Raw genomic sequence first — 26265 nt, forward strand, 5'->3', positions numbered from 1 at the left:
GACAACCGATGAACGGCAGCAGGGGCGCCAGCCGCCTGGCGGTCCGCTACTTCGACGATCGCGTCCTGCTGAGCGACGTCGAAGCCTGGGCCTACTTCCGGCTACCCACGGTGTCCTACGAGTTCTCCACCCCCGAGGAACGCGAAGCGCTCGCCACCAACATCACCATCGCCCTCGCCGCGATCCGCATGCCCGACGCCGAGGTCCACCTGCGCGTCGCCCACCGCACCTACCCCGCGGCCGACTGGGCCACCCGCCTCGACCGCACCTCCGACTCCGGGCCCGGCTGGTACGACTACCTCGACGAGATGTACCGCCACGTCTGGGCCAAGGACTTCTGGACCAAGGAGGTCTACCTCGGTGTCCGGCTCGGCCAGCGCGGCGTGCGGGCCCAGCTCTCCCAAGGGATGTTCGCCCAGCTCTTCTCCGCCTACCAGCGCACCGAGCAGGTCCTCGGCCTGGAGGACGACGCGATCGACGACAAGGAGATCGCCCGCTGGACCGAACAGGCCGAACGCCTGGGCCGGGCCCTCGCCGCCAGCTCCCTGCACGCCCGGCACGCCACCAGCACCGAGATCGCCTGGCTCATCCGCCACGCCGTCACCGGCAGCATCGAGGAACCCCGCCCCTCCGCGACGGGGCGCCGCACCTGGGGCAAGGGCGAGATCGAGGCGCTCGTCGAAGGGGTGCTGCACAACGGGCGTTCCATGCTGCGACTGGAACAGCCCAACGGCTCCACCCACGTGGCCTACCTCTCCTTCTCCCGCTTCCCCGACCTCATGCCCTTCCCCGACGGGGAACCCTGGCTGCACTACGCCGACGCCCTACCCTTCCCCGTCGAGGTCTCCCTGCGGATGAAGCTCGTCCCGCCGGCCAAGGCCAGCAAGGACGTCGGGCGCAAGCTCGCCCACGCCCGTGACATGGACGCGCACATCCGCGAGGCCGGGGTCGAGGCGCCCATCGCCCTCGCCGAGCAGATCGACGCCGCGCGCATGCTCGAACACGGCATCACCAAGGAACGGCTCCCCTTCGTCTACGGGTGGCACCGTCTCATGGTGTCCGCGCCGACCGAGGAGCTCCTCGTCCAACGGGTCGAAGCCGTCATCGAGCACTACCGCGACATCGGCATCGACATCGTCAACTCCACCGGAGACCAGTTCTCCCTGTTCTGCGAGTCCCTGCCCGGCGACCGCATCCGCCTCAACGCCTACGCGCAGCGCCAACCGTTGCGCACCATCGCCGGAGGGATGCCCACCGCCACCGTCGACCTCGGTGACCGTGTCGACTCCCACGGGGCCGGCTGGGTCGGCCCCTACATCGGCGAGACGCTGGGACGGGCGCGTTCCATCGTCCACTTCGACCCGATGCTCGCCGCGGCCCGCAACCGTCCCACCGCCATCGCCATCACCGGGGAACCGGGCGGAGGCAAGACGACCCTCGCGCTGCTGCTCATCTACCAGCTGGCCCTGCGCGGCGTCACCGTCGCCGCCATCGATCCCAAGGGGGACGCCGAGTCGTTGGTCAGGCTCCTCCAACGGCGCGGGCGCAAGGCGCGGATCATGTCCCTCGAATCGGCCGCGCCGGGACTGCTCGACCCGTTCGGGTTCGGTGACGACCTGCCCGCCAAGAAGACCATGGCCACCGAGACGCTGCGGCTGCTCCTGCCACGCATGAGCGAGGAACGCGAGTCGGCCATGATCCAGGCCGTCGCCGCCGTCGCCAACCAGCCGCGGCCCAGCCTCGCCAAGGTCGTCTCCTATCTGGAGTCCTCCCACGACCCCGCCTCCCGTAACCTCGGCGCGGTCCTCCGCTCCATGTCCGAGATGCGGCTGGCCAGCCTCTGCTTCGATCCTCAGGGCGACCAGCAGGTCGACACCGAGGGATGGACCACGGTGTTCACCCTCGGCGGGCTCACCCTGCCCGACTCCACCATCGGACGAGACGACTACAGCTACGAACAGCGCCTTTCCGTCGCCCTGCTGTACCTCGTCAGCCAGTTCGCCCGCCGGCTCATGAACGGGCTGGACCGGCGCCTGCCCAAGGCCATCTTCCTCGACGAGGCGTGGGCGGTCACCTCCACCCCGGAAGGGGCCAAGCTCGTCCCCGAGGTCTCCCGGATGGGACGTTCCCGCAACACCGCCCTCATCCTCGTCAGCCAGAACGCCGGTGACCTGCTCAACGAACAGGTCACCAACTGTCTCTCCTCCGTGTTCGCCTTCCGCTCCACCGAACGGGTCGAGGTCGACAACGTCATGGCCTTGCTCGGAGTGGACCCCTCAGAGGAACACAACGCCGTCCTGCGCAACCTCGGCAACGGCGAATGCATCTTCCGTGACCTCGACGGCCGCGCCGGACGCATCGCCGTCGACCTGGTGTCGGGTGAGCTGCTGCGCTGGCTCGACACGAACCCGACGCGACAACGGCCCGATCTTGAGGAGGACGGTGCTTTGGTGGGCACGGGGCAGGAGCTGCGGTGATGACGAAGAAACACGAAGGGCGCCTGCGTCGCGCCGCCATGATGGCGGTGCTCATGCTGGCGTTCCTCCTGGTTCCCCTCGGGTCGGTCAACGCGGCCGTCCCGGGCTGCGAGGGCGAACCGGCCCCTGTCCCCGAGGCGGCGGGATCAGGAGCCGACGGGTTGCTGGTGCCGCCGAGAACAGAGGCCGCGATCTCTGGTTCGCCTGACGGTCTTCCACCAGACGCGAGCCTCTACGGTCAGTACGGGACAGCTGGCCAACAATGGCATGTCATTCGTGAATCCTGCGTGGACAAGCTCAGCTCAAGTGCAGTCGCGACGCTCAGCAACACCGCATGGGACTTGTCGAAGACGATCAACCAGTCAACGATAACTGTCTATCAGGCAGCGACCTCTGACGGGCTTCTTAACAGTTTCAACTCTCTCGTTGAAGGGGTAATTGAAGGGCTCCGTGAAGGCGTCTGGCGACCACTTCTTCCGACGGTCGTAATCCTGGGGGCGGTCTGGCTCGGTTGGTATGGGCTAGTTCGCAAGAGGGTTACCTTGACCATCGAAAGCGCGGTTTGGATGGTCTTGGCGACAGTTCTTGGTATATGGATACTCGTCAACCCTTCGTATATCCTCTCGTCTGCGGGGACGTTGGTCAATTCGGGCGGCCAGCTCATTAACACGGCCATCTCTAGAGTGTCTGTTCCGGGTGCGGCTGTTGCATGTCCTTTGAATGCTCCAGAGATAGAAAAGGCTGATTGGGAAAGTCAAAATGACTTTGTGGTCAGAAATAATTCGCAGATGCTCTGGTCGGGACTTGTCTGCAGGCCGTGGGTTGCGGGTGTATTCGGAACCGGTCCTGCGGCTAATACGGCCGTCGAGCAGCACGGGGTTGCGCTGATTCAGGCGCAAGGGGTTAGTCGCTTTGAGCAGCAAGGGATAAGTGCTGGAGAGATTGATGCGGCACAGCTCTACGCGGACAAACAGGCTGCTTATGAAGATATAGCGGCGGATGTGCAGAATACTTACCCAGAGGTCTATCCTCTTTTTTCGGGTGAGCAGCAGGGGAGTAGGCTTGGAGTGGCGACTTTGGCGCTGTTTGCTGCAGTCTTCGCCGGAGGTCTAATACTCGCTGCTTCTGTGGCTCTCATCGTCTTGAAGATCGGTTTCCTGCTGCTTCTGCTTTTGGCTCCAGTATTCCTCCTGATTGGCATCCATCCGGGATATGGTAGGACTGTCCTTCTTCGCTGGTTTGAGATGCTGATCGGTCTGCTATTGAAGCAGATCTTTATCGTGTTGCTCATATCGTTGCTGGTGATGTGTTACGGGTTGGTTATGGCGACCAATCTCGGGTGGGGCCTACAGATGATTCTGCTGGCCCTGTTCACGTTGGCGACGTTCATCTACCGCAAGCCGTTCGCGCATCTCTTCGCCTCGGTCAACGCCAACACCTTCACCTCCCGGATGGTCAGCGACGCCGTGTCGAGCACCGCGCTGAGCAAGAGCGCCAACCTCCTGCCGCCGGTCGCCTACATGCGGGCGCAGAAGTGGGGACTGAAGCAGGCTCCGCAGCTCGCCGCCGCGGCCTCCGCGGTCTCGCCGGGTGGCGGTGTGCCTGATGGAGGCGAGACGGGACGCGGGGCCGCGGCCATCGCCGCTGCCGACACCGGTGCGAACGACGCTTCCACGGTCCGCGGCGACCAGGGGCGCGCACGCGGTGTCGCGGGGACCGGATACGGAAGGGCCCGGGGAGGGGCGAACCCGCCGCCGTTGCAGCTCGGAACGCAACCGACCGCGGGCGAGGGGGGACGGGCCTCCTCCGCTCCACCGTTGCGCGACTCCTCCCAGGCTCCTCGGCTCACCGAGACCGCCGCCGCCAGCGGTGGCCTCGGCAGTGGCCCCGCCACCCCGAGCGGGGCGATCCCGCCCCGTCCCGCCGGCGGCTACACGGGCGCGGGCGACACCGGATGGGCATCCGTGTTCGGAACGGGCGGGGGCAACGGCCGGCGGTCCGCCTCCGCATCGGACGGGGGAGCCGCGCCCGCCCCGCAGGCCCCGGAGCGCCCAGCCCCCGGCAACGGCCGGGGAATCTTCAACGGTCGTTCCGCCACCCCGCCCCAGGGCAACACCACCGCGAAGGGGTCGCGTTGGGGGGCCGCGCCCTCCCGAAGGGAACGTCCGGCACCTCCGCGAACCCCGCGACCGGCACCTGGCGGCGGTGGGGAAGAGGGTGGCAACTGGTTCAAGGGCTCACAGGGCGGCCGAGACAAGGACGCCCCCACGAGTCCCTTCTGGGCCTCCGATCCCCAACAGCAGCGGGACAGGAACAGGGACGTTCCGTTCTGGTTGCGGGACGAGGACTGATCCGGGGAGGCGGGAACGTGATGGCGAAGGCGCGTCTTCGACTCCATCGGTTTCCCGCCTCTCCCATGTTCCCGATATGGACGTCACGACAGTTGAAGCCGGAATGGGAACACGCGTGTCGGTGACGTCCGTCAGCAAAGACCCCCGTTTTGTCTCTACCGTCCATCGCTGAAGAGAAAGCCCCCACATGCCCAAGCCCCTCTCCGACGGCGCGCAGCGCCTCGTCTTCGGCGTCCTCGTCGTGGTCCTGGTCGCGTTCGGTGTCTATCTGAGTCTGGGAGGGTTCCAGGGGGATGGGGCAGAGGAAGAGCCACAGGCCGGAACGGTCGTGGAGACGCCACGGGATCCGGACGGTCAGGCCGCTGACGCGCCGCCTCCCAGCCCGATTCCGACCACGGACGCCCAGGACGCCGACGTCATGGAGTGGTTACCGTTCGGCGAGGAGGACTTCCGTGCCGCCGCCGCCGTGGCGCAGCAGTTCGCCACCGCCTACGGAACCATCGACTACTCCGAGTCCCCCGAGGCCTACTACGACCGGATGCGGCGCCTGGCGACCGCCGATTACGCCGAGACGCTCGCGAACAGCTCTGGCGCGGGCGCGTTGTGGGGCGAGATGCGGGAGGCCGAGGCCGTCGCCGAGGGACGGGCCTCCGTCGACTCGGTACGTGGATTCGACGACGACTCGATCGTCTTCGTCGTCACGGCCCAGTCCATCACCGAAGGCAGCAACGGAGCCCGCGAGGACCTTGGGGACTTCGCGGTGACCCTCGTCAAGGAGGAGGGCGGGTGGAAGGTGTTCGACTTCCAGCCCGCCGACGCCGGGAACCTGGGAGGCGGATGATGATCCGGCTGTTCGTACGGCCTACGCCCTCGGATGACGGGTCCTGCGCGACCCGTCTCGCGATCGGGGCCGGCCTGCTCATCGCGGGCGTGCTCGTGCTCGCGATTCTCGTCATCCCGATGGCCTCGATCAACCAGGGGATGACGGCCCTGACCTCGTTGCAGTGCACCCCGCGGACCGAACAGGTGGAGGCGTCGGGGTACGCGGAGGACTCCATCCCCGAGAACTACCTGGAGATCTACCGTGAAGTCGGGGAGGAGAAGGGCATCCCCTGGAACGTCCTCGCCGGTATCGGGCAGGTGGAGAGTCACCACGGCCGCTGGGAAGGACCGGGGATCACAGAGGGGCATAACGACTGGGGGGCCGCCGGACCGATGCAGTTCGGGGCCAAGGACGGCTCGGCGGCGGGCAACAGCTGGGGCGGCGAGCCGATCATGGAGGTGGAGGAACGGCCGGAGGAAGGCTACGGGCAGGACGGCAACGACGACGGGATCGTCAGCGTCTACGATCCGGCCGACGCCATTCCCGCGGCCGCCGACTACCTCATCGCCCACGGCGCGGAGGAGGACCTCCGCCAGGCGATCTTCGGTTACAACCACGCCTGGTGGTACGTGGACGACGTCCTCGGCTGGGCCGAGCAGTACGCCGAGGGGGACTACTCCACCGACCAGGCCATCGAGACCGCGGTCAACTGTCAGGTCAACGCCGACGGCACGCTGATCGGCCAGGCACCGGACGAACTGACGCAGGCCGTCGTGGACTGGGCGTTGGCCCAGCGCGGCAAGCCGTACGTGTGGGGCGGGGTGGGTCCCAACGGGTTTGACTGCTCGGGGCTGATGATGAAGGCCTACGAGAGTATCGGCGTCACGATCCCGCGTGTCTCACAGCACCAGTGGGAGTTCGGACCGCGCATCGAGAAAGGTGAGGAACAGCCGGGGGATCTGGTGTTCTTCGATGTCCAACGGGTCGGAACAGGCGAGCCGCCGGGGCCTGGGCATGTCGGAATGGTGATCGGGGACGGTCTGATGGTCGAGGCGTGGTGCACCAACTGCGGTCCGATCGCCGTTAGGGAGTACGACGATCCGAACCGCGCGGAGATTGTGGGATTTACTCGTCCCTTGGAGGAGCCGTCTGTGAAGGCGCAGCTAGAAGAGCGGGGATGAGGGGACGGTAAGATGCTTGTAGACGGAGGAGTTCTGTGTCCGAAGCGGCAGGGGCAGAAAAAAGAAGACGCGGTGTGAGTGGTTGGAAGGCTTTCTTTCTAGTCGTTTCTTCGGGAACAGCTGCCGCCTTCTTGGTTATAGGAGTCATATTTGGTGCCCTCCGTCTATTCTCATCTGCGATTAATGTAAATCCACAAGAGCGAGACTTCGCTGCTGCTGCGCCTACGAGGGGTGTGGTCTCCTCTTTGGCGCCCGGAGGATTTGATCTCTGTGATTCCCTAGGGAATATACAGGCTTTCAGTGCTGCCATGCCTCAAAGGGTGGACTCCGGGGAGAGGTATTCGGATACGGCTCTGGAAAACCCTGAGGAAGAGGCTAGGGTTATAGAGAACGAGTGCTCTTGGGTGTTGAATATTGGAGGGTTGGAACAGTCGCTCTTCACCCTCTCGTACAGGTCTATCGCTGCAGTTCCTTCTGGAGAGTCTGCGACGGAGAAGGCGTCTTTAGAATTCGAGCGGGAGAGGTCGGAAGTTGGCGAAGGGTTTTTAAGTGTTGTTTCTGAGGGGGATATCGGTGGACTTGAAGGAGGTGGATATTATGTCTACGGGGATGTGCGGGATGAAGAGGTGGTGCAGGCGATGCATTTCGTCGGTCTTGTCAAAAGTAGCGTATTTGAGATTTCCATAGAAGGGGAGAGTTCTTCGGGGGGCGGAGGGGATCTTGAAGAGGAGTATCGGTCCCTGATTCGACAGATGATGCCCGACATTCAAATGCGCTTCGATCGGATCATCCCCGATTGAGTGTAGAGATTTCTGTAGATGTTTCACGCTCTCTCGAGCGTCGAGCTGCTCGAGCGTCCCTTTCGGTGTCTTCGATGCTTCTCTGTCTGCTTTGCTTATTCTAGGGGTGAGTCGGTCCTTTCTGTCTTCAGTTGAAAGCCGTAGACTTGTGAAATATCGAGATACTCCTTTGAAGTTTTCTTCTGAGGTTCAATTTGTTCGATTCGCTCGAATGGGTTGCGACATCGTCCTTCCTGTCTGATTCGAGAATCATGGCGGATTTTATTAATGTCTTGTGTCATTTGCTTTTGGGGAGCTAGTGGTCATGGGCTTCTCGGAGTGAATGGCTGAGCATGGCGGGACGCCGCTCGTTCGGTGAGGGTGCTCTTGACGGGCTGACGTGCCCTGGCTGAGCGGGGTGCCTGTCTCTCGGGTCGGCCTGGTCGGTCGTGGTGGCGGGGTGGTCTGGTGGGGGCGCGTTCGGTCGGCTCTGAGTGTGGAGCCGGACGGTCTGGTCTTCCCCGGCCTCGATCCCGGCGGAACCGTGTTCTCGTCCCCGCTTGATCCGATGGCGCTCTGACGTGCGATATCGGCCGTTTTTGGGATTTTCTTGGCAGAAATATGTATAGGCGGCGCGTTGTGCGGCAGGCGTAAGGGCGTACGGACGGTTCGGACGCGGCACCTCGCCGCGCGGGCCACACGCACGAGCTGGAGGTCGAGATGAGCACCGGCAAGAAGGTCGAAGCCAAGGGCCAGCAGGTCAAGGGGAAGGCCGAGGAGACCGTGGGCAAGGCGACCGGAAACGACCGGCTCAAGAACAAGGGACGCGCCGACATGGTCGAGGGCAAGGGCCGAGAGGTCGGCCAGGACGCCAAGAGCGCCTTCAAACGCTGACCGGATCACACGCCGGCGTCGGCCGGTGTCCGGAAACGAGCGGCGGGTTTTTCGGGGGCCCGCCGCTCGTCCGCGTCGGGAAGGCGGCGTGCCCGCCGCGCCATCTGCCCGCGGCGGGACGGGGCGGCGAAAGGGGGCGACCATCCGTGCCGGCGCAACACGTTCCCGTGGTCACGCGGCCGTTTCGCGGCGGAACTCGCGCGCCGGCGGGAGGACGAACCGGGGCGCCGCCCCGACAGGAGGGCGGCCTCCGATCTCGGGGGCGGGGAAGCATGGTGCAGGGGCCGACCGGCGGGCGCTCTCCTCTCCTCACCGTGCTCCTGGAACGGTCGGTGACCGGCTCACGGCGCTCCTCCCGGTGCTTCCTCGCGCATGAAAGAGCTCAGGCGAGGCAGGGGATGGAGAAGGGGCGACCAGCCGTGGTCGGCTCGTACGAGTACCAAGGGGGACCAAATGGGGGATGGAAAGGCCCAGGGCAAGGGCGAGCAGATCAAGGGCAAGCTCAAGGAGGCCGCGGGCAAGGCCGTCGGCGACGAGAGGCTCAAGGCCGAGGGGAAGACCGAGCAGGCCAAGGGCAACGTGCGCGAGACGGCGCAGAACGCCGAGGACACCGTACGCGGCACGATTCGGGGCGCCCGCGACGACAAACGCTGACCGCTCGAACGCGGCATATGTGTTCCGCGTGTCGTGCGACCGGGACGGTGACCCTGCCAGGTCACCGTCCCGGTCGCGTTCCAAGGTGCTTTCGTCCTTTGGATGGGATCGCGGCCGAAAAGGATGCATGAAACCCCGGGAAACGCGGCAGGGGAAGGACACGAGGTCCGTTCTCCGATCCGGACCGACCATTCTCCGCTGGAGGTCCACGTGAACGCCGGCAGAAAGGCCGACAGCAAGATCCAGCAGCTCAAGGGCAAGGCCAAGGAGGCCGCGGGCAGGCTCACCGGCGACCGCCGTCTGGCCGCAGAGGGCCGGGCCGATCACGCCGAGGGGAAATTCCGCCAGGCCGGACACACCATCATGGACGTGTTCAGGAAGAGGTGACGCGGCGCCCGTGGGTGATCGCAGGAGCGGCGGAGCCGGTGGGCTCCGCCGCTCGTCTGTGCGGGCCGAAGAGGACGGACGTGACGTGACCCCGCGGCCACCCGTTCCGACGATCGTGCCGTCCGGGCCGCGATCCGGCGCTGTTTCGGAAAGGCATCCGAAAAAGACGGCTGGGGCGTTCCGTAAACCGTGTAGATCGTTTTCCCTATCGGATGGCGTTTTCCCGACCCGGGAATGAAGGATCTGAATTCGGAGAGGGAAGGGAAAAGGAAAAGCGCTCCGAGGAGGAGATCGATGAACCCCCCGATGCCTACCACGCTCAAAGTGGCGAGAGTGCTGCTCTTCATCACCGGAGGCACCGCCATCGTCCTCGCCGGATTCGCCCTCCTGGGGATCTCCCTGTTGTCGGACTCCCCGTCCGGGGGAGCGGGGGTGCCCGAGAGCGCCGTCCCCGCCACGATCTTCTCGTCGGTCTGGCTCGTCGCCTACGGGATCCTGTGCGTCGTGCTCGGTGTCGTCATGCGCAAGGGGCGCCGCTGGACATTTTGGACAATCGTCGGAATTCAGGGGCTCTCCCTGGTGATGGCCCTGGTCTCCCTGTCGTCCGGCTGGTCGGGTTGGGCGCAGCTTGTCATGCCGATCATCCTCCTCGCGCTCGTCCTGGTCACCCCGTCACGGGAGTTCTTCCTGCACCGGCGCTCGGGCGCGCCGGTGCGAGGGGCCGGCGGGGCCTGAACCGGCCGCGGTGGGCGGTACGCGCGGGGGCGTGGCCTGGTGGGCCGCGCCCCCGCCGTCGTGACCGTGAGGTGGGAACGCAGGAGAGGGCCGCCCCGGGGAAAGGCATGACAAGAGGGCGTCGGTAGGATCACCGGACCCTTTCCCCTCGCGGCCGTGGCGGCGTCCGGTGGGTGGCCGGCGGTCGCCCTCGGCTCCGGCTTCGCGGTCGGGTTCCCCGTCGTGGAACGCAGGTGCCCATGTCCGATTCCTCTCGCCTCGCCGGTTCCGAGCGCCTCCACCTCGCGGGAGCGGGGCTGGTCGCCGCCCTGGTCGGATTCTCGAGCTCGTTCGTCATCGTCCTCGCCGGGTTGCGGGCGGTGGGCGCCACCCAGGCCCAGGCCGCTTCGGGGTTGTTCGTCCTGTGTCTGGCCATCGGGGTGGCGATGCTGTGGCTGGGGCATCGGTACCGGATCCCCATCACCCTGGCCTGGTCCACCCCGGGCGCGGCGCTGTTGGCGAGCACGGGCGAGGTGGCCGGTGGATGGCCGGCCGCGGTGGGCGCGTTCCTACTGGTCGGCGCCCTTGTTGTGCTCAGCGGCCTGGTGGCCCCTTTGGGGAGGGCGATCTCCCAGATCCCGGTTCCGCTGGCTCAGGCCATGTTGGCGGGGGTGTTGCTGAGCCTGTGCCTGGCCCCGGTCCAGGGGGTGGCACAACAGCCGCTGCTCGTCGGCCCGGTGGTGCTGGTGTGGCTGGTGATGTTGGTGGTGGCGCGACGCTGGGCGGTCCCCGCGGCGTTGTTCACGGCCTTGGTGGTGGCCCTGGGGGCGTTGCGCGGTGGTGGCGCCGGTGTCGATCCGGCGGTCCTGCTCCCGGTTCCGGAGTGGACGACGCCGGCCCTGACCTGGCAGGCGGTCGCGAGCGTGGCCCTCCCGCTGTTCGTGGTCACGATGGCGTCGCAGAACGTGCCCGGAACAGCGGTGTTGGCCTCGTTCGGCTATCGGACGCCGTGGCGCTCGGCGATGGTGACGACCGGGGCCGCCACGGTTCTGACGGGGCCGTTCGGCGGGTTCGCGGTGAACCTGGCGGCGATCAGCGCCGCGTTGGCGGCGGGGCCGCAGGCCCATCCCGATCCGGCCCGGCGGTGGCGCGCGGCCGTCGCCGCGGGCTGGTCCTATCTGCTCCTGGCGGTCCTGTCGGCCGCGCTCGCCGCGGTGATCGCCGCCGCGCCGGCGGGCCTGGTGGAGGCCGCCGCCGGGCTCGCGCTGATCACGACCCTGGCCGCGTCTCTGAAGGGGGCGCTGGAGGAGGAGTCCTGGCGGGAGGCCGCCGCGGTGACGTTCCTGGTGGCCGCGTCGGGGGTGACCGTCGCCGGTATCGGTTCGGCGTTTTGGGCTCTGCTGGCCGGATTGCTGATGCGCGGGATCTCCGGCGGGCCGTGGCGCGCGAGGTCCACCGTCCCGCGGTGAGTGTGAGATGGGTCTCCGCGGCCTGGCCGGCGCGGGGCGGGCCGGGGGGCGACAGGTGCCTCATAAGGGGATAGAGAGGACGTCCTGCCGCTGATATTCGCGAAACTACCTAAAAAGCTACATAGTCCGCGATTCCATTTTTGATTTGTGCAGCACGCCCGTATTCGTCCGCGGAATTCGTGCAAGGTGCCCAATGGAATCCGTCCCCCGACGGTCTAGCGTTGGGCGTGCGGTCGCGTGGAGTCCTCCCCCTTATCCGACGTGTCACCGCGGGTCATGGCCCCCGCCCGACCTCCCTCCCAGGGCGCGGGCCATGTGGGCCGGGGCTGCCTGAACTTCGGGGGCTATTCTGCGAAACCCCTCCCTCGCAGAATGGGCGCGGGGCAGCCCCGGACCAGTACTCATCGATTTCCGGGTTTTCGCCTCCCGGTTCCCAACGTCGGTTTAGGCTCCCCTCATGAAGCTGAAACCGGGGGCGGGCCTGCTCGTCGGGCGGTCTCGGGAACAGGTCCGGGCCGAGGCCCTTCGCCTGGAGGCCGATGCGGAGGCATTCCCCGGCGACCGCGGCGAGATCCTGTGCGAGGCGGCGGGACTGTGGCACCGCCTGGGCGAGTCCGACCGGGCACTCGACCTGTGCGCGCGGGCGATCGCGTGCGGGGAGGAGGGGGTCGGATTCGCGCGGTTGCGGCGTATGGAGGTCTTCGCGGCCGAGGAACGCTGGGAGGAGTTCGAGGCCGAGCTCGGGGCGCTCAGAAGCGGCCGGATCGGGATCGGTCCCGCCCATCTCGTGGCCGAGCTGCTGGAGTCCCTGGGGCGGTATCGCGCCGCACTGGAGTTCTACGACCTCGCCTGCGCTCCGTTGCGGACCGATCTGGATCGGATCGATCCGGACGACCTTCCCAGGTACCTGGTCCAGTTCGAGTCGGCCGAGGGGCGGGCCCGCACCCGGGCCGCGCTGGGCATCGCACCCGACGACCTCGACGCCGTCGTCGCCCGTTCCTACGAGGAGGAGTCCGAGCCGTTCAACGGTGTCGACTGCGCGGCCCCCCAGCCCGTGGCCGGGCCGCCGGTGGCCGCCTTCGTGCCGCGCTCGGACCTGGCCCGGGCGTACGGGCGGGGGGTGTTGCTCCCGGGGGAGCTCGCCTCGGATGAGCCCGCCCATTACTTCGGGGTGCTGGAGCGCGAGTGGTGGGCGTTCGGTGGCCGGATCGCCCTGCTTCCGGTCCGCCTTGACGACTACCTCGGATTCGCCGCGCGGGCGGTCGCCGATCCGCGTTCGGGCCGCACCTGTGAGGAGTACCTGCGTCACCTGCTGGAGCGCCGGGTCGCACTCGCCTGGCCGCCGCGGCGGAACGCGCCCTGTTGGTGCGGGGCGGCGGCGAAGTACAAGAAGTGCTGTGGTTCCCTCTGGCGTCCTGGACGCTGACGCCCGCTCACTCCCCCTAGAGGGCGTCAGCCCCCGGGCACCGGCCGACCGTCCGGTGCCCGGGGTTTTCGTTCGGCGCGGGTGAGCGCGTGTCACCGGAGGTCGTGTGCCATAGCCTGCCCAGCCTGAAACGGAACGTAGCCAAACTGCAGAGCGGATGACCGTAATGGAGACCGGTGTTCTGGGAGGGGGAGAAGAGGGTGGGGAACCGCCCTGTTCCGAGCGAGTCTCCGTAATCAATTAGTAATGAAAATGAAAACGGAACGTTTACGCTTTCGGCCGGTACGGGTATGAGCCACGCTGGCAGCGGGACCGCACCTGCATGCCGCACCTCCTCGCAGTCATCACGGGTGTCCGGGGGCATCCGTGCGACCTCATGGAAAGGCACGCATCCGTGGGCACCATCTCGTGGATCGACGGCTCTCACCCTGCGACTCCCGCCGAGGCCGTCAGCATGCTGCACAGCTACCTCACAGCGGCGGGGGTGGAGCGGCTTTACGCCGCGAGCCGGACGACGGTCGCGTCGCTGTCCATTCGCGCGGGTCTCACGGTGTGGTGCATGAACGGGATGTTCCGCTGGCAGGACGAACTGGGACGCACGGTGACCCACTCGGCCGACGACCCCGAAGGCGCGGCGCGCCAGCTGTGCGGACTGGCGCAGCCGCTACGCGCCGCGGCCTAAGGCCGGACCGGGCCAATGTCCACCGCGTGCCTGTGGCGTCACAGCAGTTGAGTAGCGTTGGACGTCATGACCGAACCCCTGATCGTCGTCGGCGCCGCGATCGTCCGTGACGGCGCCCTCCTCGCCGCCCAGCGCGCCGAGCCGCCGCAGATGCGGGGTCGTTGGGAACTGCCGGGCGGCAAGGTCGATCCCGGCGAGACCGACGAGGCGGCGCTGGTCCGCGAGTGCGAGGAGGAGCTGGGCGTCCGGGTCCGCCTGCTGGAGCGCATCGGCCGGGACGTCGCCTTCCCGCAACGTCCTGGCGCTCCGCCGGCGCTGCTGCGGGTGTGGGTGGCCGACCTGGTCGAAGGGGAGCCGCGGCCGTTGGAACACCTGTCGTTGCGCTGGCTGTCGGCCGACGCGCTGCACGACGTCGACTGGCTGCCCGCCGACCTGCCCTTCCTCTCCGCCATCCGCCCCTATCTGGAAAGCGACGACCCCGTGGCCGGCGCCCGGGGCGGTTGAGCCGGCCGGGGCGGCACGGGGTCGTCTCGGTGGGAGCGCCGACGGTCTCAGGCCTTGCCCTCGGCGGCCTTGACGAGGTCGGGCAGGAACTGGTCGACCGCCCACGGCAGGCTCAGGGGGCTGACCGCGGACATCGCCATGGCCACCGCGTCGTCGTCGAACGCGACGTAGCCGCCGTCCTGCACCGCGGGGATCTGCTGGAATACCGGGTTGGCCTCGGCGGCCTCGCGCGCGTCCGCGCTGTTGTACCACATGACCATCACGTCGGCGTCGACCTTGTCGGCGTTCTCCATGCTCGTGGTGCCGAAGAACTGGCCTTCGGCCACGTCGAGCTGCTCGGTGATGCCCGCGGGGGTGAACCCGAGCTGCTTCATCACCTCGGCCCGGGGCTCACCGTCGATGTAGAAGGCGAGCTGCCCGTCCTGGGTGACGGTGCCGAAGGCGAAGGTCTTCTCCGCGAACTGGGGGTGCTGCTCGGCGATCCCGTCGATGTAGGCGTTGGTGTCGTCGACGAGCTGCTGCGCCTCCTCCTCCATGCCGACGGATCGGCCCACCGCCACGGTCTGGTCCTGCCAGGCGGTCTGCCAGGGCTTGTCCAGGTAGGGGATGGTCGGGGCGATCTGGGAGAGCTGCTCGTATTGGTTCTCCTCAAGGCCCGATTGGACTCCGAGGATGAGGTCGGGGGCGAGCGAGGCGACCTGTTCGACCGGGATGCCGTCGTCGTTGCTGATCAGCGTGGGCTTCTCGCCGCCGAGTTCCTCCAGCTTCTCGGCGTCCCACTCCAGCAGACCGTCCTCGCGGGCGCCGAAGGTGGACTCGGCGATGCCGACCGGGACGATGTCGAGGGCGAGCAGGGTGCCCTCGTCGGACCAGCCGACGGTCACGACCCGTTCGGGCTTCTCGGTGATCTCGGTGCTGCCGAAGGCGTGCTCGATGGTGACGGGGAAGGCGCCCGATCCCTCTCCGGAGGGCGCGGCGGTCTCTTCCTCGGTGGTGTCCGTACCGCAGCTGCTGAGGGCGATCGCGGCGACCGCGGCCACGGCCCCGGCGCGCAGGCCCCGGACGCGCCGGCCTGTCGGATGACTGAACAGCATGGATGACCCCCAGGTAGGAGAGGTGGTGTCCGCGGGCGGACGGAGCCGGGCGTGCGGCGGCACGACGGATCCACCCGCCCGTAAGGGTGAGGTTTGGCTATCCTAAGTCGGAGAGGGGGTTCTTGTCGCGTCAGGGTCCTTCGAGAGCGGGGAGCGGGAATAGCGGACCTGGTGACTCCGTTTCGTTGGGTGACGCGGCGCCCTCGACGGGCGGCCCGAAACCGCCATCGCGCCGTCGTCCCACGTGACTTGCCCGTTTCCCGGGGGGCAGGCCATCACCGCATAGACTGATGGACGGCCGCGGGAATCGCGGTGTTCCCCAGCAGATGAGATCGAGACTTTCGCATGTCCACCGCCACGCCCGAAGGCTCCGCCCGCCGCACCGACCTTCGTAACGTCGCCATCGTCGCCCACGTCGACCACGGTAAGACCACCCTCGTCGACGCCATGCTCTGGCAGTCCGGCGCGTTCCGCGCCAACCAGGACGTCGACGAGCGCGTCATGGACTCCAACGACCTGGAGCGCGAAAAGGGCATCACCATCCTCGCCAAGAACACGGCCGTCCACTACACGACGCCCGAGGGTGAGGATGTCGTCATCAACATCATCGACACCCCCGGCCACGCCGACTTCGGCGGCGAGGTCGAGCGGGGCCTGTCGATGGTGGACGGCGTCGTGCTCCTGGTCGACGCGAGCGAGGGGCCGTTGCCGCAGACGCGGTTCGTGCTTCGCAAGGCGCTGGCGGCCAAGCTCCCGGTCATCCTGGTGATCAACAAGGTCGACCGCCCCGACAGCCGTATCGCCGAGGTCGTCGACGACACCTACGAGCTGTTCCTCGACCTGGACGCCAACGAGGACCAGATCGACTTCCCGATCGTCTACGCCTGCGCCCGTGACGGCAAGGCGTCCCTGGAGCGCCCCGACAACGGCTCGGTGCCCGACAACGACGACCTCCAGCCGCTGTTCCGCACCATCTTGGAGACGATCCCGGCACCGGAGTACACGCCGGGAGCGCCGTTGCAGGCCCACGTCACCAACCTGGACGCCTCCCCGTTCCTGGGCCGTCTGGCGCTGTGCCGGATCCACCAGGGCGAACTCCGCAAGGGCCAGCAGGTCGCCTGGATCAAGGCGGACGGGTCCACCCAGCAGGTGAAGATCACCGAGCTGCTCATGGCCGAGGCCCTGGAGCGCAAGCCCGCCGAGAAGGCGGGCCCCGGTGACATCGTCGCCATCGCCGGCATCCCCGACATCATGATCGGCGAGACGCTGGCCGACCCCGAGGACCCGCGCCCGCTGCCGCTCATCACCGTCGACGAGCCCGCCATCTCGATGACGATCGGCACCAACACCTCACCCCTGGTGGGACGGGTCAAGGGGGCGAAGGTCACCGCGCGCCTGGTCAAGGACCGCCTCGACCGCGAACTGGTCGGCAACGTGTCGCTGCGGGTGCTGCCGACCGACCGTCCCGACGCCTGGGAGGTTCAGGGCCGTGGTGAGCTCGCCCTGGCGATCCTGGTCGAGCAGATGCGCCGCGAGGGTTACGAGCTGACCGTGGGCAAGCCGCAGGTGGTCACCAAGGTGATCGACGGCAAGGTCCACGAACCTGTCGAGCGCCTCACCGTCGACGCGCCGGAGGAGTACCTGGGGGCGATCACCCAGCTCCTCAGTGTCCGCAAGGGGCGGATGGAGCAGATGACCAACCACGGCACCGGTTGGATCCGCATGGACTGGCTCGTGCCCTCGCGCGGCCTCATCGGCTTCCGCACCGAGTTCCTCACCGAGACCCGCGGCACGGGCATCGCCCACCACGTCTTCGAGGACTTCGAGCCGTGGTTCGGTGAGCTGCGTACCCGCCAGAACGGCTCCCTGGTCGCCGACCGTTCCGGCTCGGCCATGACCTACGCCATGTTCAACCTCCAGGAGCGGGGCATCCTGTTCGTCGAGCCCGGCACCGAGGTCTACGAGGGCATGATCGTCGGTGAGAACGCGCGCGCCGACGACATGGACGTCAACATCACCAAGGAGAAGAAGCTCACCAACATGCGCTCCTCCACGGGGGAGGAGCTGGAGCGCCTGGTGCCGCCGCGCAGGCTGTCGCTGGAGCAGGCCCTGGAGTTCTGCCGCGAGGACGAGTGCGTCGAGGTCACGCCCGAGGCCGTGCGCATCCGCAAGGTCATCCTGGACCAGAAGGAGCGCGCCCGTATCACGGCGCACAAGAAGCGCTCCTCCTGACGGAGGTCCCGACGTCGAGCGCGGAGCGTCGCCCCGAGGGGGTGGCGCTCCGCGCTTTTCGCGTTCGGCGGGGAGGTCCGTCCGCTCCGGTGGCGCTGTCGGGATGGGAATGACGAGCTGGAAGTCCGGCTTGGGCCAGAAGTCCGGAAAAACGGGTGATCCGTGGCGCGTCCAGGGCCGGCCCGCCTAGCCTGGGGCATCAGGGCCCTTCCGGCATCCGGCGCCCAGGGGCCTCAGCCAATCCGGAGGTCGGCTCCATGGCACAACCGCACGCGGTCGTGGTCGGAGGCGGTATCGGGGGCCTGGCCGCCGCCGTGGCCCTGTACCGCAAGGGGTGGGCGGTGACCGTGTGCGAGCGCGCGCCGGCGCCCGACCCCGCCGAGGTCGGGTTGGTCCTGGCCCCCAACGCGCTTCGGGCGCTCGACACCCTCGGGTTGGGGGGTGCGGTCCGCGCGCGGTCGGCCCACACCTCGGGGATCGAGATCCGCCGGGGGGACGGGCGTCGCCTGCTGCGCCTGGCATCCCGCGCCAGACGCGGCTTCGACGGCGGGGCGCACGTGCTGCTCCGCTCCGACCTCGTCGACCTGCTGCTCACCCGCCTGCCGGCCGGCGTGGTGCACACCGCCACCGCGGTGTCCAGCGTCGAACCCGGCGACACCCGCAGGCTCGCCCGGGTCGGCACCGAGGCGGGCGAGGTGAGCGCCGACCTCGTCGTCGCCGCCGACGGCCTGCGCTCCGCCGTCCGTTCCGCGCTGTTCCTGGAGCACCCGGGACCGGTCTACGCCGGTTTCACGACCTGGAGCGCCGTCGTGCCGGACGCCGGTGTCCCGGTCGCCTTCGGCGAGACCTGGGGGCGGGGCGGCCTTGTCGGGGTGCTGCCGTTGCCCGAGGGACGCCTCCACTGCTACGCCACCGCCAACGCCCCCGCGGGCGAGAACGCCGGGGACGAGAAGGCCGAGCTGCTCGGCCGGCTGGCCGTCCGGCACGACCCGCTGCCGGCCCTGTTCGCGGCCGCGCCGTCGGAGTCCGTGCGCCGTGGGGACGTCTGGCACATCGACACCCCGCCGCCCGCCTACCACAAGGGGCGCGTCGCGCTGCTCGGCGACGCCGCGCACGCCATGACCCCCAACCTCGGGCAGGGGGCGGGGCAGGCCATCGAGGACGCGGTCGTCCTCGCCCACCACGTCAACGGCTCCACCGCCTACCTGCCGACCGCGTTGCACTCCTACACCGAGGCCAGGATGGAGCGGACGGCCCAGACCGTGCAACGGTCGGCGCAGCTCGCCGAGGCGGTGCAGAGCGAGTCCCCCTCGGCCGTCCGCCTCCGTGACGTCGGCGCGGGACTGCTCGGCCGGCTGGCGCCGGGGACGGTGACCCGTTTCCTGGACCGGCTCTATGACTGGCGTCCTCCCGTCGAACCCGCTCGGGTGTGACCCTTCCCCTGGCGGGGCGTGGGCGCCGCCGTCATGTCGTGTCCGGTCCGGGCTTTCGGCGGGGTTCCCCGGTCCGGGGGGCGGCGGCTCGGCCGTCCTGCCGGACGCCGGGCGGGATCGGGGTGTCCTGTGACGCCGGGCGCAGCCCGATGCGCCGGCCGAGCCACACCAGGGGGTCGTAGCGGCGGTCGGCCACCCGCTCCTTCAGGGGGATCAGCGCGTTGTCGGTGATCTGGATGTTCTCGGGGCACACCTCGGTGCAGCACTTGGTGATGTTGCAGTAGCCGAGCCCGAACTCCTCCTGGGCGATCTTGCGCCGGTCGGCGGTGTCGTAGGGATGCATCTCCAGTTCGGCGACCCGCATCAGGTAGCGCGGCCCGGAGAAGTGCGCGGTGTTGTCCTCGTGGTCGCGGATGACGTGGCAGACGTTGTTACACAGGAAGCACTCGATGCACTTGCGGAACTCCTGCTGGCGCTGGACGTCGGCCTGTGACATCCGGAACTCCCCGGGACGCGTCGCCGGGTCCGGGGTGAACGAGGGGATCTCGCGCGCCTTGCGGTAGTTGGCGGACACGTCGCAGACCAGGTCGCGGATGACGGGGAAGGTGCGCATGGGGGTGACGGTCACCGTCTCGCCGGGGGCGAAGAGGTTCATCCGGGTCATGCAGGCCAGCCGGGGACGCCCGTTGATCTCGACCGAGCACGAACCGCATTTGCCGGCCTTGCAGTTCCACCGCACCGCCAGGTCCGGCGCCGCGGTGGCCTGGAGCCGGTGGAGGACGTCGAGGACGACCTCCCCCTCCTCGACCGCGACGGTGTAGTCGACCAACCGGCCCTCGCCGCCCTCGCCGCGCCACACGCGCAGTGTCGTTTCGCCGTTCACGCGCCTTCCTCCTCGTCCGTGTCCTCGGGGGAGCCGTCCGCGAGTTCCTCCTCGGTCAGGTACTTCTCCAGCTCGCCGCGTTCGAACAAAGCGAGCAGGTCGCGGCGCATCGGCGGCGTCCGGCGGTGTTCCACGACGACGTCCGAGCCGTCGAGCCGGGCGGCCAGGGTGATCCGGCGCCACCGCGCCGACATCCGGGGGAAGTCGTCGCGGGTGTGGCCGCCGCGGGACTCTTCGCGTTCCAGGGCGCAGCGGGCGACGGCCTGTGACACCAGCAGCATGTTGCGCAGATCCAGGGCCAGGTGCCAGCCCGGGTTGTAGCATCGGCCGCCTTCGACGCGGACGCCGGCGACGCGCGCGTCGAGCTTCTCCAGCCTGGCGATGGCCTGCTCGATCTCCGCTCCGTTGCGGACGATGCCGACCAGGTCGTTCATCGTCCGCTGGATCTCGCGGTGCAGCAGGTAGGGATTGTCGCCTTCGGATCGGGAGAGGGGGGCCGTCGCCGCGGTGGCCGCCTCGGCGACCGCCGCGGCGGGGACGGCGGGCCGGTCGGCTCCCAGCGAATCGAGGTAGGCGGCCGCCCCCAGACCGCAGCGCCGGCCGAAGACCAGCAGGTCGGACAGGGAGTTGCCGCCCAGCCGGTTGGAGCCGTGCATTCCGCCCGCGACCTCGCCGGCCGCGAAGAGCCCCGGCACCGACGCGGCCCCCGTCTCGGCGTCGACGGCGACGCCGCCCATCACGTAGTGGCAGGTCGGTCCGACCTCCATCGGCTCGGCCGTGATGTCGACGTCGGCCAGTTCCTTGAACTGGTGGTACATGGAGGGCAGCCGGCGGGTGATCTCCTCGGCCGACAGGCGTTCGGACACGTCCAGGAACACCCCGCCGTGGGGGGAGCCGCGCCCCTCCTTCACCTCGGTGTTGATGGCCCGCGCGACCTCGTCGCGGGGCAGCAGTTCGGGGGGCCTGCGGTGGTTGCGCGGGTCGGTGTACCAGCCGTCGGCCTCCTCCTCGGACTCGGCGTACTGGGCGCGGAACACCTCGGGCACGTAGTCGAACATGAACCGTTTCCCCGCGGAGTTGCGCAGCACGCCGCCGTCCCCGCGGACCGATTCGGTGACGAGGATGCCGCGCACCGAGGGCGGCCAGACCATGCCGGTGGGATGGAACTGGACGAACTCCATGTTGATCAGTGCCGCGCCGGCGCGCAGCGCGAGCGCGTGGCCGTCACCGGTGTACTCCCAGGAGTTCGATGTGACCTCGAACGACCTGCCGATGCCGCCGGTCGCCAGGATCACCACCGGCGACTCCAGCAGCAGGAACTCCCCGCTGTCGCGGAGGTAGCCGAAGGCCCCGGCGACACGTCCGTTGTCGGTGACCAGTTCGGTGATCGTGGTCTCGGCGTGCACCTTCAGCATGGCCTCGGGGTCACCGTACTCGGCGGCGTCGGCCTGTTGGAGCTGGACGATCCGCTGTTGGAGGGTGCGGATCATCTCCAGCCCGGTGCGGTCGCCGACGTGGGCGAGGCGCGGGTACTCGTGGCCGCCGAAGTTGCGCTGGCTGATCCGGCCGTCCTCGGTGCGGTCGAACAGGGCGCCCCAGTACTCCAGTTCCAGGATGCGGTCGGGGGCCTCGCGGGCGTGGAGTTCGGCCATGCGCGGGTCGTTGAGGAACTTGCCGCCGCGGATGGTGTCGCGGAAGTGGACGCGCCAGTCGTCGTCGGAGGCGACGTTGCCGAGCGCCGCGGCGGCACCGCCCTCGGCCATCACGGTGTGGGCCTTGCCGAACAGTGATTTGGACACGATCGCGGTCCGCAGGCCGTGGAGGCGCGCCTCGATGGCGGCGCGCAGTCCGGCCCCGCCGGCGCCGATCACCACGGCGTCGTAGGCGAGGCGCGTCGTCTCGGTCATCTGCCCTGGCCTTTCGTGCCGGCGGGTGGGTCAGTTGAACAGCCGCACGTCGGTCAGCGTTCCGCTGGCCACCAGTGCCACGTACAGGTCGGTGAGCACGAGGGTGCCCAGGGTGATCCAGGCGAACGCCATGTGCCGGGCGTTGAGGTGGGACACCCAGGTCCAGGCCCGGTAGCGCAGCGGGTGCCGGCGGAAGCTGCGCAGCCTTCCGCCCACGACGTGCCGGCAGGAATGGCAGGACAGCGTGTAGCACCACAGCAGGATCACGTTGCCGAGCAGGATGAGGTTGCCCAGTCCGACGCCGAAGCCTCCGTTGTGGCCGTGCGCGAAGGAGACGAGCGCGTCGTAGGTGTTGAGCAGCGAGATGAGGACGGCGGCGTAGAAGAAGTAGCGGTGCAGGTTCTGCCCGATCAGCGGGAGGCGGGATTCGCCGGTGTAGCGCCGATGGGGTTCGCGTACCGCGCAGGCCGGGGGAGCCTGCCAAATCGCACGATAATACGCTTTTCGATAGTAATAACAGGTAAATCGGAAAAGTAGGAGGAAAGGAAGGGAGACGAGCGCGTAGGGGAGGAACCACGGGAATTCAAAGGGGAGCGTGCCGAACACGGCCGACCCCGGCGCGCACGCGGCGCTGAGACAGGGGGAGTAGAACGGGGTGAGGTAGTGGTAGTCGGCCACCCAGTAATGGTCCTGCTGGAACACCCGGAACGTGGCGTAGCCGACGAACGCGGCCAGCCCCAGCGCGGTGAACAGGGGTGGGACCCACCACCGGTCCCGGCGCAGGGTCCGCGCCCCCAGCCGGGCGCGGTCGAGTACGGGCTCGCGGGGTACGGGCGGTGGCGCTGTCATCGTCGCGGCATCTCCATCCCGTGAAGGGCCGGCCGGACGCCGCGACACGGAGCGGGCCGGCCACCCTCGCGCGTCGTACGGTCCGTGCGGAGGCGGGCGGGGTAGCCACGTTAAAACGGCGAGGCCGCGGAATTCGACAATGGGTTCACGTGTTTCCAGTGTGAAAAAAACCACTCGCCGAAATGGCGAAATCGCGTTTACGGAAAAGCGGACGAAAGGTGGGGCACATGGGGAACACACGCCCCACCGGTCCCTTTCCGCGCGCCCGGCCGGGAACCGGGAAGGGCCCCTGGACCGGGCGCGTCCGGCGTTTCGCCGGCGGGCGCGACGCCGGGGACCGTCCGGTCGCCTCGCCGCCCCGCGGCCACCGGCGGGATCCGGGCCTATCCCAGCGGCGGGCGGCGCCGACCGAACCCGGTGGCCTGTTCGAAGGCGTGGCCATAGCGGAGCAGGTCCAGGTCCGCGCCGTGGCGGGCGACCAGTTGAACCCCCACGGGCAGGCCGTCGGAGGTGAACCCGCCCGGTACCGACATCGCCGGGCAGCCCGTCACCGTCACCTGGTAGGCCGAACGCATCCAGTCCAGGTAGTCGGCCATCGGGGTGCCGGCGACCTCGGTCGGATACTCCAGGTCGGCGTCGAAGGGCGGGAGCTGGCTGACCGGCAGCAGGAGCAGGTCGTAGTCGCCGAAGAACCTCCCGAAGCGGTGGAAGAGCTCCGCGAGCCCCTGCTTGGCCCGGCCCACCTCCTCGCCGGACAGGGCCCGGCCGACCGCGGCGTTGGCGACCACCGTCTCCTTCACCCGGCCGGGGTTGGCCTCGATCAGCGGTCCGAGGTTCAGGTGGAACTGCCAGGCGCGCAGCGTGCGGAACACCTCGTCGGCGCCGGAGAAGTCCGGGGCGGCCTCCTCGACGTGGCAGCCCAGGGCGGCGAAGGTCTTGGCCGCCTCAGCGACGACGCGCGCCACCTCGGCCTCCACCGGGAGCGTCCCGCCGAAGTCGGGCGAGAACGCCACCCGCAGCCCGCGCAGATCGACGTGCAGGGGCGGGGCGAAGGTCGACCCCGCCTCGGCCAGGGCGAACGGGCAACGCGGGTCGGGGCCGGCGATGGCCGACAGCACCAGCGCGGTGTCGGCGACCGTCCGCCCCATGGGACCCGAGGTCGCCAGGGTCTCCCATGGCAGGGTGCTGGGCCAGGTGGGGACACGCCCAGGGGTGGGGCGCAGGCCGACCACGTTGTTGAAGGAGGCCGGGTTGCGCAGCGATCCCCCCATGTCCGTGCCGTCGGCGATGGGGTGCAGACCGGCGGCCAGCGCCGCAGCCGCGCCGCCGCTGCTGCCTCCCGCCGAGCGGCTGGTGTCGTAGGGGTTGCGGGTGGTGCCGAACACGGGGTTGAAGGTGTGGGAGCCGGCCGCGAACTCGGGGACGTTGGTCTTGCCGATGACGATGGCGCCGGCGGCGCGCAGGCGTTCGACGACGAGCTCGTCCCGTTCGGGAACGTGGTCGGCGTGGATGGGGGACCCGTGGGTGGTGCGGATGCCGGCGGTCTCGTGGGTGTCCTTGACGGCGATGGGCAGACCGTGCAGGGGGCCGGTGGGCCGTCCCGCGGCGTGTCGGTGGTCGGCGGCCGCCGCCTCGTCCAGGGCCCGTTCGGGGCACAGGGTGACGACGGCGTTGATCGCGGGGTTGACGGCCTCGATGCGGTCCAGGTGGGCCTGGACGACCTCGCGCGCCGACACCTCCCCCGATCGCAGCATCCGCGCGAGCTCGACGGCCTCACGGTGGTGCAACTCAGCGTTCAACGATTCCTCCGGTCACGGTGTCAAAGGAGCGGCGCAACTCCAGGTAGGCGTCGCGGGACAGTTTGGGGCCGCTGGTGGAGAGGACCTGCTCGGCGCGTTCGGCCCCCTCGCACAGCAGGTCGACGACGGTCATCGCCATGAACTTCGCCGGGTTCACCGCCGCGGCGACGTGGTCGGTGGTGAAGAACCCGGGACCGTGGAAGGGGGCGGCACTGCCCGAGGCCGCCCAGGGATGGGCGACCGGCATGATGTGGCCGAGGTCGCCCATGTCGGTGGATCCGCCCATGCGGCCGCTGTCGCGGATCACCGCGTCCGCGCCGAACAGGGAGACGCAGTTGTCGTGGAGGAGGTCGGCCAGCGGCTCGTCGACGGACAGCGGCAGGTAGCCGCCGACCGTCTCGACGCGCACGTCCACTCCCAGGGCGAAGGCGCCGGCGCGCAGGGCCCGGTCCACCTTGTCGGCGGCATCGCGCATGGCCGTGACCGAGCCGGCGCGGACCATCAATTCCATGTGGGCGTGGGCGGGGACGGCGCTGACGGCCTCGCCGCCGGTCAGGATCTGGCTGACCCGGACGGTGTCGGCGTCGTCGAACGTGTCCCGCTGGGCGTCGATCGCGGCGATCGCCAGGGTCGCCGCCTTCAGCGCGTTGGCGCCGGCCCACGGGGTCGCGCCGGCGTGGGCGGCCACGCCGGTGAAGGCGGCACGTTTGACCAGGGAGCCGTTGGCCGAGGCCGCGACCGCCGCCGCCGGCGCGGAGACCGTCGGGCCGGCGTGGGTCATCATCGCCATGTCCACGTCGTCGAACGCGCCGATCCTGATGAGTTCCGGCTTGCCCACGATGAACTCGAAGTCGCCGGCCTCGCGGCGCCGCAGCCGCCAGTCGACCTCGATGCACTCCTCAGCCGGCACCGCGAACAGGACGACGTCCCCGTCGAGCCGGTCCATCACCGGGGCCAGTCCGTAGCCCGCTCCGATCATCGACGCGATCTGGGCGTTGTGCCCGCAGGCGTGGGCGGCCGTGGTGGTGGGGTCGGCGTAGGGGTGGCCGTCGACCAGCAGCGCGTCGAGTTCACCCAGGACCGCGACGCTGCGCCGGGACGTCCGGCCGCGCATGCGGGCCTTGACCCCGGTCAGGGCGAGCCCGTCCTCGTGGGCGAGCCCCAGCCCGTCGAACCAGCGCCGGACCCGGTGCGCGGTTTCGCTCTCGCGCCAGCCGGTCTCGGGGTGGCGCAGCACCTCCTCGGAGATCGCGGTGATCTCGGCGGCGCGACGGTCGATCTCCGCGCAGACGGCCTTCTTGAGCTCGGCGTTTCGGGTCATGCGCGGCTCCTCTGCTCTTGGGCCGTGGACGGTTCCGAGGGGCGTGCGTCACGCCGGCGCGCGTTCACCGCCGGCGGGGCGACAACGACCGCCCCGACGTTCCCGGCCAGTCCCACGATTCCCTCACCGACCTGACCGAATCCCGCCGGTGCGAACGTCGTCGCCACGGCCACCCCGGTGCGGGCGAGCGGTGGGTGGGGACGGGGAATGGTTCGCCCGCCAGGGGGACCAGGGCGCCGGGGCCACCCCCGGTCCGCTGTGACCGGTTCGCCGTTGTCCCGTGGCCGGGCGTCCCGATGACGGCCAGGGCGGGGAAGGGAAGGGGGCCGGGTTCCGCGCCGGGGTTCACACGGCCAGGGTGGGAAGACCGGATCAGAGGCGGCCGGAGACACAGGACGCGGCCACA

Annotated in this window: 21 protein-coding genes; 15 read left to right on the plus strand and 6 right to left on the minus strand. The window is 68.9% G+C overall.

Annotated features, from left to right (window positions below):
• Positions 1-8: 8 nt before the first annotated feature.
• The 13 genes from ACYVHU_RS07340 (at position 9) to ACYVHU_RS07400 (ending at position 14341) form a co-directional block, all read left to right on the plus strand.
• Positions 9-2477: an ATP-binding protein gene (locus ACYVHU_RS07340; RefSeq protein ID WP_078763372.1), complete on the plus strand. Its 2469-nt coding sequence runs from the start codon at positions 9-11 to the stop codon at positions 2475-2477.
• Positions 2477-4828, plus strand: a complete 2352-nt coding sequence (locus ACYVHU_RS07345) for a type IV secretion system protein (protein WP_200813726.1) — start codon at positions 2477-2479, stop codon at positions 4826-4828. The genes ACYVHU_RS07340 and ACYVHU_RS07345 overlap by 1 nt, the downstream gene beginning before the upstream one ends.
• A 187-nt stretch (positions 4829-5015) precedes the next feature.
• The gene (locus tag ACYVHU_RS07350) at positions 5016-5669 is read left to right on the plus strand and encodes a hypothetical protein (RefSeq protein WP_078763370.1); all 654 of its coding nucleotides are present in this window, start codon (positions 5016-5018) and stop codon (positions 5667-5669) included.
• A complete protein-coding gene (locus ACYVHU_RS07355) occupies positions 5669-6832 on the plus strand; it encodes a C40 family peptidase (protein ID WP_078763369.1) in 1164 nt (387 codons plus the stop codon). Before ACYVHU_RS07350 ends, ACYVHU_RS07355 begins: the two co-directional genes overlap by 1 nt.
• A gap of 35 nt (positions 6833-6867) precedes the next feature.
• A complete protein-coding gene (locus tag ACYVHU_RS07360) occupies positions 6868-7632 on the plus strand; it encodes a hypothetical protein (RefSeq protein ID WP_498947940.1) in 765 nt (254 codons plus the stop codon).
• Positions 7633-8331: 699 nt separating this feature from the next.
• A complete protein-coding gene (locus tag ACYVHU_RS07365) occupies positions 8332-8505 on the plus strand; it encodes a CsbD family protein (protein WP_078763367.1) in 174 nt (57 codons plus the stop codon).
• 453 nt (positions 8506-8958) lie between these two features.
• Positions 8959-9159 carry a CsbD family protein gene (locus ACYVHU_RS07370; RefSeq protein WP_078763366.1) on the plus strand — a complete coding sequence of 67 codons (201 nt, stop codon included), beginning with the start codon at positions 8959-8961 and terminating at the stop codon, positions 9157-9159.
• A gap of 210 nt (positions 9160-9369) precedes the next feature.
• Positions 9370-9546 (plus strand): CsbD family protein, encoded by a 177-nt coding sequence (locus ACYVHU_RS07375; RefSeq protein ID WP_078763365.1) that lies wholly within the window; start codon positions 9370-9372, stop codon positions 9544-9546.
• A 294-nt stretch (positions 9547-9840) separates the two neighbouring features.
• On the plus strand, positions 9841-10281 hold the full coding sequence (locus tag ACYVHU_RS07380) for a hypothetical protein (RefSeq protein WP_498947941.1): 441 nt from the start codon (positions 9841-9843) through the stop codon (positions 10279-10281).
• A gap of 239 nt (positions 10282-10520) precedes the next feature.
• A complete protein-coding gene (locus ACYVHU_RS07385; protein ID WP_432938583.1) occupies positions 10521-11729 on the plus strand; it encodes a benzoate/H(+) symporter BenE family transporter in 1209 nt (402 codons plus the stop codon).
• Between the two features lie 457 nt (positions 11730-12186).
• Positions 12187-13155, plus strand: a complete 969-nt coding sequence (locus ACYVHU_RS07390; RefSeq protein WP_078763362.1) for an SEC-C metal-binding domain-containing protein — start codon at positions 12187-12189, stop codon at positions 13153-13155.
• A 394-nt stretch (positions 13156-13549) separates the two neighbouring features.
• The gene (locus tag ACYVHU_RS07395) at positions 13550-13837 is read left to right on the plus strand and encodes a hypothetical protein (RefSeq protein WP_144390225.1); all 288 of its coding nucleotides are present in this window, start codon (positions 13550-13552) and stop codon (positions 13835-13837) included.
• A 66-nt stretch (positions 13838-13903) separates the two neighbouring features.
• A complete protein-coding gene (locus tag ACYVHU_RS07400; RefSeq protein ID WP_078763489.1) occupies positions 13904-14341 on the plus strand; it encodes a (deoxy)nucleoside triphosphate pyrophosphohydrolase in 438 nt (145 codons plus the stop codon).
• Between the two features lie 47 nt (positions 14342-14388).
• Here ACYVHU_RS07400 and ACYVHU_RS07405 read toward each other — a convergent pair whose 3' ends face one another.
• Complete coding sequence (locus tag ACYVHU_RS07405; RefSeq protein ID WP_498947944.1) at positions 14389-15435, minus strand: iron-siderophore ABC transporter substrate-binding protein; 1047 nt, start codon at positions 15433-15435, stop codon at positions 14389-14391.
• Positions 15436-15780: 345 nt separating this feature from the next.
• On the opposite strand from ACYVHU_RS07405, the gene typA reads away from it, so the two are divergent.
• A complete protein-coding gene (typA, locus tag ACYVHU_RS07410; RefSeq protein WP_498947945.1) occupies positions 15781-17667 on the plus strand; it encodes a GTP-binding protein TypA/BipA in 1887 nt (628 codons plus the stop codon).
• A gap of 257 nt (positions 17668-17924) precedes the next feature.
• Positions 17925-19100, plus strand: a complete 1176-nt coding sequence (locus tag ACYVHU_RS07415) for an FAD-dependent monooxygenase (protein WP_432938590.1) — start codon at positions 17925-17927, stop codon at positions 19098-19100.
• A gap of 31 nt (positions 19101-19131) precedes the next feature.
• On the opposite strand, the gene ACYVHU_RS07420 is transcribed toward ACYVHU_RS07415, so the two are convergent.
• The 5 genes from ACYVHU_RS07420 to ACYVHU_RS07440 all read right to left on the minus strand — a co-directional run bounded on the left by ACYVHU_RS07420 (position 19132) and on the right by ACYVHU_RS07440 (position 25859).
• A complete protein-coding gene (locus tag ACYVHU_RS07420) occupies positions 19132-19983 on the minus strand; it encodes a succinate dehydrogenase/fumarate reductase iron-sulfur subunit (RefSeq protein ID WP_078763357.1) in 852 nt (283 codons plus the stop codon).
• Entirely contained in the window at positions 19980-21890 is a 1911-nt protein-coding gene (locus tag ACYVHU_RS07425; protein WP_078763356.1) for a fumarate reductase/succinate dehydrogenase flavoprotein subunit, read from the minus strand. The genes ACYVHU_RS07420 and ACYVHU_RS07425 overlap by 4 nt, the downstream gene beginning before the upstream one ends.
• 30 nt (positions 21891-21920) lie before the next feature.
• Positions 21921-22739, minus strand: coding sequence for a succinate dehydrogenase subunit SdhC (sdhC, locus tag ACYVHU_RS07430; RefSeq protein WP_432938596.1), 819 nt, complete (start codon positions 22737-22739; stop codon positions 21921-21923).
• Between the two features lie 383 nt (positions 22740-23122).
• Positions 23123-24493, minus strand: coding sequence for an amidase (locus ACYVHU_RS07435; protein WP_078763488.1), 1371 nt, complete (start codon positions 24491-24493; stop codon positions 23123-23125).
• A gap of 34 nt (positions 24494-24527) precedes the next feature.
• Positions 24528-25859, minus strand: a complete 1332-nt coding sequence (locus tag ACYVHU_RS07440; RefSeq protein WP_078763354.1) for an amidohydrolase — start codon at positions 25857-25859, stop codon at positions 24528-24530.
• Positions 25860-26265: the final 406 nt, after the last annotated feature.

Source organism: Marinactinospora endophytica (genome assembly GCF_054780875.1).

Excerpts from the sequence above, each read along its gene's own strand:
- ACYVHU_RS07340 (WP_078763372.1), top strand. The coding sequence starts at position 9 with ATGAACGGCAGCAGGGGCGCCAGCCGCCTGGCGGTCCGCTACTTCGAC.
- ACYVHU_RS07345 (WP_200813726.1), top strand. The coding sequence starts at position 2,477 with ATGACGAAGAAACACGAAGGGCGCCTGCGTCGCGCCGCCATGATGGCG.
- ACYVHU_RS07350 (WP_078763370.1), top strand. The coding sequence starts at position 5,016 with ATGCCCAAGCCCCTCTCCGACGGCGCGCAGCGCCTCGTCTTCGGCGTC.
- ACYVHU_RS07355 (WP_078763369.1), top strand. The coding sequence starts at position 5,669 with ATGATCCGGCTGTTCGTACGGCCTACGCCCTCGGATGACGGGTCCTGC.
- ACYVHU_RS07365 (WP_078763367.1), top strand. The coding sequence starts at position 8,332 with ATGAGCACCGGCAAGAAGGTCGAAGCCAAGGGCCAGCAGGTCAAGGGG.
- ACYVHU_RS07370 (WP_078763366.1), top strand. The coding sequence starts at position 8,959 with ATGGGGGATGGAAAGGCCCAGGGCAAGGGCGAGCAGATCAAGGGCAAG.
- ACYVHU_RS07380 (WP_498947941.1), top strand. The coding sequence starts at position 9,841 with ATGAACCCCCCGATGCCTACCACGCTCAAAGTGGCGAGAGTGCTGCTC.
- ACYVHU_RS07385 (WP_432938583.1), top strand. The coding sequence starts at position 10,521 with ATGTCCGATTCCTCTCGCCTCGCCGGTTCCGAGCGCCTCCACCTCGCG.
- ACYVHU_RS07390 (WP_078763362.1), top strand. The coding sequence starts at position 12,187 with ATGAAGCTGAAACCGGGGGCGGGCCTGCTCGTCGGGCGGTCTCGGGAA.
- ACYVHU_RS07400 (WP_078763489.1), top strand. The coding sequence starts at position 13,904 with ATGACCGAACCCCTGATCGTCGTCGGCGCCGCGATCGTCCGTGACGGC.
- ACYVHU_RS07405 (WP_498947944.1), bottom strand. The coding sequence starts at position 15,435 with ATGCTGTTCAGTCATCCGACAGGCCGGCGCGTCCGGGGCCTGCGCGCC.
- typA (WP_498947945.1), top strand. The coding sequence starts at position 15,781 with ATGTCCACCGCCACGCCCGAAGGCTCCGCCCGCCGCACCGACCTTCGT.
- ACYVHU_RS07415 (WP_432938590.1), top strand. The coding sequence starts at position 17,925 with ATGGCACAACCGCACGCGGTCGTGGTCGGAGGCGGTATCGGGGGCCTG.
- ACYVHU_RS07425 (WP_078763356.1), bottom strand. The coding sequence starts at position 21,890 with ATGACCGAGACGACGCGCCTCGCCTACGACGCCGTGGTGATCGGCGCC.
- sdhC (WP_432938596.1), bottom strand. The coding sequence starts at position 22,739 with ATGACAGCGCCACCGCCCGTACCCCGCGAGCCCGTACTCGACCGCGCC.
- ACYVHU_RS07435 (WP_078763488.1), bottom strand. The coding sequence starts at position 24,493 with ATGCTGCGATCGGGGGAGGTGTCGGCGCGCGAGGTCGTCCAGGCCCAC.
- ACYVHU_RS07440 (WP_078763354.1), bottom strand. The coding sequence starts at position 25,859 with ATGACCCGAAACGCCGAGCTCAAGAAGGCCGTCTGCGCGGAGATCGAC.